The following is a 9806-nucleotide window of genomic DNA, read 5'->3' on the forward strand; positions in this document are numbered from 1 at the left end:
TTTTTTTTAGGTAGTTACAGATAGAGCTTTTCCTTATACTCACTGTTGATTCGCTTAAATAAGCACTAGCTGAAACAGAGCTCTGAGTTAGTGAAACACGAATAACTTAATCTATAAGTCGTTTAGTTTTCTTAGCCTTTGCATCTAAGAAAGTAAAAGTTTCTGAAAATGTATATTTAGGACAATCTTTATTAATACAAAACATATTGCGATTCCTTATCAGTATAATTACTTTTTTACCTTGTATAGGTAAATCATGAAAACTTTTAGGGTAACGAGAATGCACTTTATTTGTTAAAGTATTGCAATTAGAGCATCTTAAATCCTCATTTTTTGAAATTACAGTAATATACAGTGTATTATCTATTAGCTCATGAGATTTATATTCAAGTGATGTATCCAACATTTTAATTATGCTTTCCATAGCTGTCCTCCGATTCATATATATCTATATAATACATTATTTAAAATTTAAAATCCAATAACTATGGAAAGAACCACTTTGATGCTTACTTTTGGTTTTTATTCTAGATACAGGAAAGTAGAGGCGATTGTTATATTATGTTATAATTTGATTGGATCGTTGTAGTGGATAGTAGAGAATGGGTAAGCCATTTTAGAAAAGTAACAGTGAGTTTAATTTATCAATTGATAAGGAAAGAAAAGCAATGAGAATTAAAAGAGCAATAACAATACTTAAGCATTTAGAGGAGAAAACTGATATTAATAATCCAGTAACAGTTAAGGAGCTTCAGGCATTATTGGAGCTTGAGGGTATAGAGGTTGATAGAAATACTATCAAGAGGGATATTGAAGAGCTAATGGATTGTAGCATTGGAATTAGGTTTATAACTAAAAGGCACAATACCTTTGGCTATTACATAGAAAATAGATTTACAATCGGAGAAACACGTATTCTTCTTGATGGTGTGGCTTCCAATAAGTTTGTGGATGATAAACAAAAAAGAGAAATTAAGGAGAAGCTATTATCTAAGGTTTCAATAGAAAATAGGATAAAGTTGAAAAATCAAGTTATAACAAATATGTTTCAAAATAATGGGGTAGATATACTTTATAATTTAGATAGGATTCATACAGCTATTGCAAGACGAAGATATATTAAAGTTGATAGAGTTACGAGAGATGCCAATAATAATATTAAGATTAATCAGGGGGAGAGAAGAATTATTCCTTATGCGGTTTATTATGAAAATGATAGGTACTATTTAATTGGTTTAACAGAAGAGGATAAGTTAAGGAATTATAGAATTGATAGAATAAAAAATGTAAGGATTGAGGACGAGCATAACAGTACAGTAAAAGTTGATTTACAAAGGTATTCAATTCGTAATTTCGATATGTTCCCAGCAAATAAGGTTATAAGAGCTGAATTTAAAGTGAATGTTGGGTTAAAACATTCTGTCATTGAGAAGTTTGGAAATAAAAATTTTATAAGAAAAGATCCTGAGGATGGAGAAAAATTCATATTTAGTGAAGAAGTAGGCTTTAATGATGGTTTAATACGTTGGATTTTAAAGCAGGGAAGTCAGTTACAGGTTTTATATCCAGAAGAGTTAAAGGTAAAAGTTAAGGAAGAAATAAAGAAAATGTATCAATTATACTAAAAAATAAAAACAATTTACTGAAAAATTTGTAGTTATATAATATATGAATATCTACTTTATTATAATTAAGTTAGAAAAATAAATTTAAATAATGGTATATTTATTATGATTAAGGAAAAATTTAAACGAGTTTTAAAAAGTAAAGTTACAACTTAGAAGCTGTTAAGTATGAAACAGGGCTAACCCTTCAGGATTTAGCAAGAAATCCAACTGCAAATGCAGGAAAGCTATAATTCAAGTTATGAAGGGCAGCTACTATACTCAATATAGAATGAACATAGATGATAACTACGATAAAACTGTTTTAATAGAAATAGACAACGGTCTTTTGACTAATAAGTTTTTGAATGAAATTAGTTTAAAATATTAAAAAAAGAATAAAATAAAGATAAAAAGTTTGGGTAAAAATGTATTTTGTGGTACCAATATTACAAGGTGAAAGACGATATATGGAGGGATATAGTGAAGTATGAAAATTGTAACATTAGCAATAATAAGGTGTTTTATGCTCACATAAACAAAAATGGGGAAAAGCAGACGGTAAAAGATCATGGGATTAATGTTGGAAAATTATCTGGTAAGCTAGCAAGCAAGTTTGGTGCTAAAAAGTCTGGTGAAATTATAGGGTTACTTCATGATATTGGAAAATGCAGTGAGGAATTCGAGGACAGATTATTTAATGGAGGACCCAAAGTTGATCATGCTACAGCAGGTGCCAAGGAGCTCAAAGGAGTATTTGGTAAAGTAATTCAAAGACTTTTAGGCTATTCAATAGTAGGACATCATTCTGGACTCCCGGATATAGGTAGTAAGGAAAGAGGTTTTATTCAAAGACTTAATAAGATTATTCCGGAATATAATGCAGATGAAATTTTACAAGAGATTAAGTGGACAGTAAAAGAGTTAAGTGGCGAATTGCCTAAAAATTATGATAATGAAAAAGGCTTTGTATTAGGATTTTATATTAGAATGCTTTATTCTGCATTAACAGATGCGGATTTTCTTGATACGGAAGCATTTTGCAAAGTTGATGAATTTATAGAGCGTGGAAATTATAAAAGCTTTAAAGCACTAGAAGAAGTCTTTAATCTACATATGGAGACTTTATCAAAGGGAGCTAAAATAACATTTATTAATGGAATTAGAAATGAAATTTTTAATCAATGTGTCAGAATATCAGAAAACAAACCTAATTTATACTCACTTACAGTGCCAACAGGTGGAGGTAAGACCTTATCGTCTCTGGCATTTGCAATAAAGCATTTGAGATACAACAAACTTGATAGAATAATATTTGTTATACCATATACCAGTATTATAGAACAAAATGCTGAAGTGTATAAGTCAATTTTAGGAAAAGAGAATGTGCTAGAGCATCATAGCAATTTTGATTTTAGGAGTGAGGATAAAATAGACGGAGATAATACTTCTTTAAAGTTAAAACTCGCCAGTGAAAATTGGGACATACCAATAGTTGTAACTACAAATGTACAGTTTTTTGAATCCTTGTTTGCCAATAAAAGCTCAAGGTGTAGAAAATTACATAACATATCCAATAGTGTTATTGTAATAGATGAAGCACAAATGCTTCCAACAAACTTTTTAAAACCAACAGTTGCTGCAATAAATGAATTGGTTAGCAATTATAATTCCACAGTGCTTTTATCAACGGCAACAAAGCCAAAATTTCCTGATGGAATTAGTAAAAGAAATTGTATTGAGATAATTGATAATCCAGATAAATTATATAATGATTTGAAAAGGGTTTCAGTTAAGTATGTAGGAGATATAAGTAATGAAGGTTTATTAAGTAGAGTTGAGGATGAAGATAGAGCTTTAATCATTGTAAACACAAGAAGTCATGCACAAAATCTTTATGAATCTCTAGGGGATCACGATTATGTATTCCATTTAAGTGCTAATATGTGTCCAGAGCATAGAAGTAATAAGTTGAAGGAAATAAAAAAAAGACTTAAGGATGGTGAAAAGTGTAAGGTTGTATCAACTCAACTTATAGAATGTGGAGTTGATATAAGTTTTCCTGTAGTGTATAGATCTATTAGTGGAATTGATTCCATTGTTCAATCAGCAGGAAGATGTAATAGAGAGGGAGAACTAACGATAGGTAAGGTTTTTGTGTTTAGTTCCACTGAAGATTATGCAAAGCTCAGAGGATATCAAAGTGTAGTAGCTGAATGTGGAAGACAGATCCTTGAGAATTATGAAGATCCTATTTCCTTAGATGCAATTTCTAATTATTTCGAACTGCTTTATGATATGGAAAGAGAAAATTTAGATAGCAAGGAAATTATGAAGAATTTTTCAGACAGGGTAAAGGAGCTTGGTTTTGAATTTGAAAAAACTGCTAGAGACTATAAACTTATTGAAGAGAGTGAGAGTTTAATTATTTCTTATGATGAAAGAGCTGAAGCTTTAATTGAGGAACTTAAGTATTCAGATTATCCTAATTCGTGCCTTAGAAAGCTACAGAGATATTCTATTAGCATTCATGATACTAAGCTAATAGAGTTAAGAAAAATGGGTGGGTTAACTATTATAAATGACAAGATAAATATTTTATCAACTAAGTCTGGATTTTATGATGAAGCTACAGGTTTTACGTTAGGGAAACAAGATGTAATAATATGTTAGGAGGTATGAAATGGGGTATGGAGTTAGGCTTAAAGTAAGCGGCGATTACGCTTGTTTTAGTAGACCAGAAATGAAGGTAGAGAGGGTTAGTTACGATGTAATGACTCCTTCAGCAGCAAGGGGGATACTGGAGGCTATATATTGGAAACCTTCAATACGTTGGGTAATTGATAAGATTACCGTGATTAATCCAATTAAGTTTGAAAGTATAAGAAGAAATGAACTGCTTGGAAAAATTTCTATGAATTCTGTAAAGAGTGCTTTTAAAGGAAATTCTAAGGTTAAGCTTTATCAAAGCACTGATGATATAGTTCAAAGGTCATCACTTTTATTAAAGGATGTGTGTTATATCATTGAAGCTCATTTTGAGATGACGGATAAAATGGGAGAAACGGATACAGTAGAGAAGCATTATAATATTATGCTTAGAAGGTGTATAAGGGGACAATGCTTCCATAGACCTTATTTTGGAACTAGGGAATTTCCAGTGGATTTTCAGCTTTTAGAATCAGGGGAAATGATAGAGAGCTTTTATAAAGGAGAAGAACGGGACCTTGGCTTCATGCTTTGGGATATTGATTTTAAAAGCAATGAAACACCAATATTCTTTAGACCAATAATGAAGGATGGTGTTTTAGAAGTTCCTGATTTGTTTGGAGGTGAGAATAGGTGATACTACAGGATTTATGTAACTACTATGACATTTTAGCTAAGGAAGAAAGTGTAGAGGATTTACCACGAGAAAACACATCAATGCAGAAGGTTTTGTTTGCTTTGGTTATTTCAGAAGAGGGGAAGCTTAAAGCTATTATGGATTTAAGTACGTTGGAGGGAAAAAAGAAATTTCCAAGACAATTGTTAGTACCAGAGCAGCCAGGAAGAAGCGGAAAGAATGCCCCTTCATACTTTTTATGTGATAATTCGAAATATGTGTTAGGGCTTGGTGATAAGGAGGAATATCCTTCATTTAATAGCTTTAAGAGTGTTCATAATGAATACCTGCAGGAAGATAGTCCAGTTCTTAAATTTATTAATTCTTGGGAGCCAGAAAAGTGTAGAGATAATACAATACTAGTACCTCATATTAAAGAGTTGGAGAAAAATAGTAATATAGTGTTTAGGATTGAAGGAAAGAGTGGCTATTATCATGAGCAGGAAGGTATTCTTGATAGATGGAAAAATAGCTTATTATCAGAAGACGAGGAGAAAATGCAGTGCTTAATTACAGGTGAGGTGGCGTCAATAGCTAGAATCCATACTCCAATAAAGGGAGTAAGAAATGCACAAGCAGCAGGAGCTAGTATTGTATCTTTTAATGATGAGAGTTTTAATTCATATGGGAAAACTGCTAGCTACAATGCTCCGGTTAGTAAAAAGGCAATGTTTAAATATACAACAGTGCTAAACTACATGCTTAGAAGCAGTAAGAATAAAATGACTATAGGTGATAACACTGTAGTATTTTGGGCTGAGAAATATGGAATATATGAAGATTTATTAGCAGAGCTATTAAGCCCTACTATGGCAGATGAAGATAAAGAAAATTTGCAAAAGTCGGGAATAAATAATGAAGCAATGCAACTTGCGAAGGATATTTTAACAAAATATTCTATGGGGTTAAAGTTAACCAGTGAAGATTATCAAATAGAAACTGATACAAAGATTCATATTTTAGGGATTTCACCTAACAATGCTAGACTAGCCATAGCTTTTTATGAAGTTAATAGCTTCGATTACTTTGCTAAAAGAATTAGTCAGCACTATAAGGATTTATCAATAATAGGAAATGAAAAGAGCATGCCAATATGGATGGTACTTAGTGAAACAGTTCCTAAGACTTCAAAGGATAAAAAGATTTCTCCAGTTTTAAGTAAAAGCTTAATGGCTTCTATATTTGAGGGCAGAAAATATCCAGTATCACTATATAATGCTATGATTACAAGAATAAGAGCAGACAAAACCATAAATTATAAGAGAGCAGCTATAATTAAGGCTTATTTAAATAGAAAAAGTAGATTAAATAATCAACAGGAGGTAATTTCAGTGAGTTTAAATGAAGAAAGTAAAAGCATTCCTTATCATTTAGGGAGATTATTCGCTGTTTTAGAAAAGGCACAAAAGGATGCAATACCAAATCTAAATACTACTATAAAAGATAGTTACTTTACTAGTGCCTGTGCTACTCCAGCATCAGTTTTCCCAAGGCTTATTAATTTATCATTTCATCATGTGAAGAAGGCTGAATATGGTTTTAAGATGGAAAAACGAAAAGGTGATATTTTAGAGAGTATATCTAAATTTCCACAACGTTTGTCCTTAGATGAGCAAGGAGAATTTATATTAGGGTACTATCATGAGAATCAAGATTTATATAAAGCTAAGGGGGTTAAATAATAATGAGTAATGTAATAAATAAAAGATATGAGTTTGTAGCGCTATTTGATGTGGAGAATGGAAATCCTAACGGTGATCCGGATTCAGGCAATATGCCTAGAATTGATCCAGAAACAGGAAGAGGAATAGTAACAGATGTATGCATTAAGAGGAAGATAAGAAACTATGTGGATTTAGTTAAAGATAAAGCTGCAGGCTTTGAGATTTATGTAAAAGATGGAGCTATATTAAACCTACAGCATCAAAGAGCCTATGATCACCTTAAAATTAACAATAGTACTGAGGCAGAAAAGAAGGCTATTGCAAAAGATAAGGAATCTCAGAAGAAGCTTACAAAATTCATGTGCGATAACTTTTATGATATTAGAACCTTTGGGGCAGTAATGTCAACACAAGTTAACTGTGGAACAGTAAGGGGACCAGTTCAAATTAATTTTGCTAGAAGTATTGATCCAATATTTCAGCAGGAAGTAGGAATAACTAGACTTGCAGTAACTAAAGAGGGTGAAGAAAAGAAAACAGAGATGGGAAGAAAGCATATAGTTCCTTATGGTCTTTATAAAGTGGAGGGTTATGTTTCGGCAGAACTGGCAAAGAGAACCACAGGCTTTACAGAGGCGGATTTAGAGCTTTTATGGCAAGCAATAATTAATATGTTTGAACATGATCATTCAGCAGCAAGAGGAAAGATGGCAACTAGAAAGTTGATCGTTTTTGAACACGAATCCTCGCTTGGCAATGCTCCTTCTCATTTATTGTTTGATAAGGTTAAGGTGGAGTGTGTTAATAGTCCTGCAAGAAGTATTAGTGACTATGAAATTCAGATTGACAAGACACCAGTGGAAGGTGTTTCAATAATAGAGAAGTTATAATATGTATAGAGATGAAGAACTGTTAATGTTATCTGGTATACAGCATTTTTATTTCTGTAAGCGTCAATGGGCACTTATACACATTGAGCAGCAATGGGAAGAAAATGGAGCAACTATGGAAGGTAAGTTTATTCATGAAAATGCAGATGACCCTTTTTTCATGGAAAGCAGAAAAAATACATTTATTAGTAGAGCTGTGCCTTTAGTTTCTTATAACTTGGGGTTTATTGGAGTAGCTGATATTATAGAGTTTAAGAAATCATCTAAGGGAGTAGTATTAAAGGGTAAAGAGGGGTTATGGATTCCTAATATAGTTGAGTATAAACGTGGTAAGTCTAAAGAAGATAGGCGAGATATTGTTCAGTTAGTTTTAGAAGTAATCTGTTTAGAGGAGATGCTAAAGTGTAACATTTCCTCTTCAGACTTCTATTACAATGAAACAAGAAGACGAGTAAAGGTTGAAATTACCAGTGAATTACGAGAAGAAGTAATAATGCTAGGACAAGAGATGCATAGTATATATGATAAAAAGTTCACCCCACCAGCTATAAAGGGGAAAAGTTGCAGAAACTGTTCTTTAGTAGATATATGTATTCCAAGAATGACAAATAAAAAAGTTAATGTTTCTAATTACATTGAAAGATATTTAAAAGAAGAAGGAGAAAATATTTAGTGAGAAAGTTACTTAATACACTTTATGTTACTAATCCAGAGGCTTATATTTCAAGAGATGGAGAAAATATTGTAGTTAAAATAGATAATAAGGAGGCGGTAAGAAGACCTATTCATACACTTGAAGGTATAGTATGTTTTAACTATGTAGGCGTGAGTCCACAGCTGATGAAGCTATGTGTAGACAATAATGTTAATATGGCATTTATAAGTGAGTTTGGAAGGTTTATGGCAAGGGTAAATGGTGCAGTGAGTGGAAATGTTTTACTTAGAAGGACTCAATATAGGTATGCAGATGATGAGAATATATCTTTAGATATAGCTAAAAATTGTATTTTAGGAAAACTAGTTAATTGTAGAGTAGTTCTAAATAGAAGCTTAAGGGATCATGGTCAGAAGATAGATAGTGTAGCAGTAAAAAATATTATCAATAGATTAAATCAATCCATTGATAATGTAAAAATAAGCACTAACATTGATGAATTAAGAGGAATTGAAGGGGAGGCTGCAAGAGGTTATTTTTCTGTTTTTGATAATATGATCTTAACTCAAAAGAATGAGTTTTATTTTAATGAAAGAAGTAAACGTCCACCAACAGATAACTTAAATGCTATGTTGTCATTTGCATATACTTTATTAGCAAATGATATTCAAAGTGCACTAGAAACTGTAGGTTTAGATCCTTATGTTGGGTTTATGCATACAGATAGGCCAGGAAGAGCTAGTCTTGCATTAGATTTAATGGAGGAATTAAGGCCGTATATAGCAGAAAGGTTTGTAATTTCACTAATAAATAAAAAACAAGTGTCTGGTGATGGATTTATTAAAAAAGAGAGTGGTGGAATTATCATGGATAAAGATACAAAAGCTACATTCTTAACAGCTTGGCAGAAGAGAAAGCAAGAGATTGTTACTCATCCATTTTTGAATGAAAAAGTTGAAATAGGTTTAATTCCATATGTTCAGGCAATGTTATTAGCAAGGTATATTAGAGGTGACATAGAGAGGTATCCACCATACTTTATGAGTTAATAGAGGGGGATTGAGATTAAATATGATGGTTTTAGTTACTTATGATGTTAATACAGAAAGTGAAGGTGGAAAAAGACGTTTAAGAAAGGTTGCGAAGGAATGTATAAATTATGGTCAAAGGGTTCAAAACTCAGTATTTGAATGCTTAGTTGATCCAGCACAGTTTGTAGCTTTGAGAAATTCATTAGAACATATAATAAACGAAGAAAAAGACAGTTTAAGATTTTATATTTTAGGAAGTAATTGGGAAAGAAGATTAGAAACTGTAGGAAAAAATAATACATATCATCCAATTGATGATGTTATTATAATATAATTTTATAGATATAGTAGCTATTTATATTATAAATTAATTAATATTAATATTTATGCAATAGGTGAGTATAATTTTATTTGCGAAAGATAAGTGAACAGAAAAAGTCATAGGAATCGCAGCCAAATTTAGTTTTTATGTTCAGTTAAATGTGAGTTTAACCTATTAAATGTAAAAATAACTACTGAAATCTTTATTAAATGAATATATAGTTTATATTTATACAAAATTTAGAGGTTATATGAA

The 9806-nt window shown here is 31.5% G+C and carries 9 protein-coding genes; 8 read left to right on the forward strand and 1 reads right to left on the reverse strand.

The genetic code is table 11. From position 1 onward, the window contains the following. Positions 1 to 106 precede the first annotated feature (106 nt). Entirely contained in the window at positions 107 to 424 is a 318-nt protein-coding gene (locus BUA48_RS04525; protein WP_072830589.1) for an ISL3 family transposase, read from the reverse strand. Positions 425 to 668: 244 nt separating this feature from the next. Here BUA48_RS04525 and BUA48_RS04530 point away from each other — a divergent pair, with 244 nt between their 5' ends. From BUA48_RS04530 to cas2, 8 genes are all read left to right on the forward strand, one after another. After that, entirely contained in the window at positions 669 to 1625 is a 957-nt protein-coding gene (locus BUA48_RS04530; RefSeq protein ID WP_072830591.1) for a helix-turn-helix transcriptional regulator, read from the forward strand. A gap of 462 nt (positions 1626 to 2087) precedes the next feature. Then, a complete protein-coding gene (gene cas3, locus BUA48_RS04535; protein WP_143147663.1) occupies positions 2088 to 4277 on the forward strand; it encodes a CRISPR-associated helicase Cas3' in 2190 nt (729 codons plus the stop codon). 10 nt (positions 4278 to 4287) lie between these two features. Beyond that, positions 4288 to 4950 carry a type I-C CRISPR-associated protein Cas5c gene (cas5c, locus tag BUA48_RS04540; protein ID WP_072830593.1) on the forward strand — a complete coding sequence of 221 codons (663 nt, stop codon included), beginning with the start codon at positions 4288 to 4290 and terminating at the stop codon, positions 4948 to 4950. Beyond that, positions 4947 to 6671 carry a type I-C CRISPR-associated protein Cas8c/Csd1 gene (gene cas8c, locus BUA48_RS04545; protein ID WP_072830595.1) on the forward strand — a complete coding sequence of 575 codons (1725 nt, stop codon included), beginning with the start codon at positions 4947 to 4949 and terminating at the stop codon, positions 6669 to 6671. The genes cas5c and cas8c overlap by 4 nt, the downstream gene beginning before the upstream one ends. 2 nt (positions 6672 to 6673) lie before the next feature. Next, the gene (cas7c, locus tag BUA48_RS04550) at positions 6674 to 7543 is read left to right on the forward strand and encodes a type I-C CRISPR-associated protein Cas7/Csd2 (protein ID WP_072830597.1); all 870 of its coding nucleotides are present in this window, start codon (positions 6674 to 6676) and stop codon (positions 7541 to 7543) included. A gap of 1 nt (position 7544) precedes the next feature. Beyond that, positions 7545 to 8216: a CRISPR-associated protein Cas4 gene (gene cas4 / locus BUA48_RS04555; RefSeq protein ID WP_072830599.1), complete on the forward strand. Its 672-nt coding sequence runs from the start codon at positions 7545 to 7547 to the stop codon at positions 8214 to 8216. After that, positions 8216 to 9247, forward strand: coding sequence for a type I-C CRISPR-associated endonuclease Cas1c (gene cas1c / locus BUA48_RS04560; protein WP_072830601.1), 1032 nt, complete (start codon positions 8216 to 8218; stop codon positions 9245 to 9247). Before cas4 ends, cas1c begins: the two co-directional genes overlap by 1 nt. Positions 9248 to 9269: 22 nt before the next feature. Next, complete coding sequence (gene cas2, locus BUA48_RS04565) at positions 9270 to 9563, forward strand: CRISPR-associated endonuclease Cas2 (protein ID WP_072830603.1); 294 nt, start codon at positions 9270 to 9272, stop codon at positions 9561 to 9563. Positions 9564 to 9806 lie beyond the last annotated feature (243 nt).

Origin of the sequence: Clostridium collagenovorans DSM 3089 (genome assembly GCF_900130005.1) — a bacterium.
GTDB lineage: Bacteria > Bacillota > Clostridia > Clostridiales > Clostridiaceae > Clostridium_D > Clostridium_D collagenovorans.

Coding starts and splice junctions, on each gene's coding strand:
- cas5c (WP_072830593.1), top strand. CDS start 4,288: ATGGGGTATGGAGTTAGGCTTAAAGTAAGCGGCGATTACGCTTGTTTT.
- cas7c (WP_072830597.1), top strand. CDS start 6,674: ATGAGTAATGTAATAAATAAAAGATATGAGTTTGTAGCGCTATTTGAT.
- cas2 (WP_072830603.1), top strand. CDS start 9,270: ATGATGGTTTTAGTTACTTATGATGTTAATACAGAAAGTGAAGGTGGA.
- BUA48_RS04525 (WP_072830589.1), bottom strand. CDS start 424: ATGGAAAGCATAATTAAAATGTTGGATACATCACTTGAATATAAATCT.
- cas4 (WP_072830599.1), top strand. CDS start 7,545: ATGTATAGAGATGAAGAACTGTTAATGTTATCTGGTATACAGCATTTT.
- BUA48_RS04530 (WP_072830591.1), top strand. CDS start 669: ATGAGAATTAAAAGAGCAATAACAATACTTAAGCATTTAGAGGAGAAA.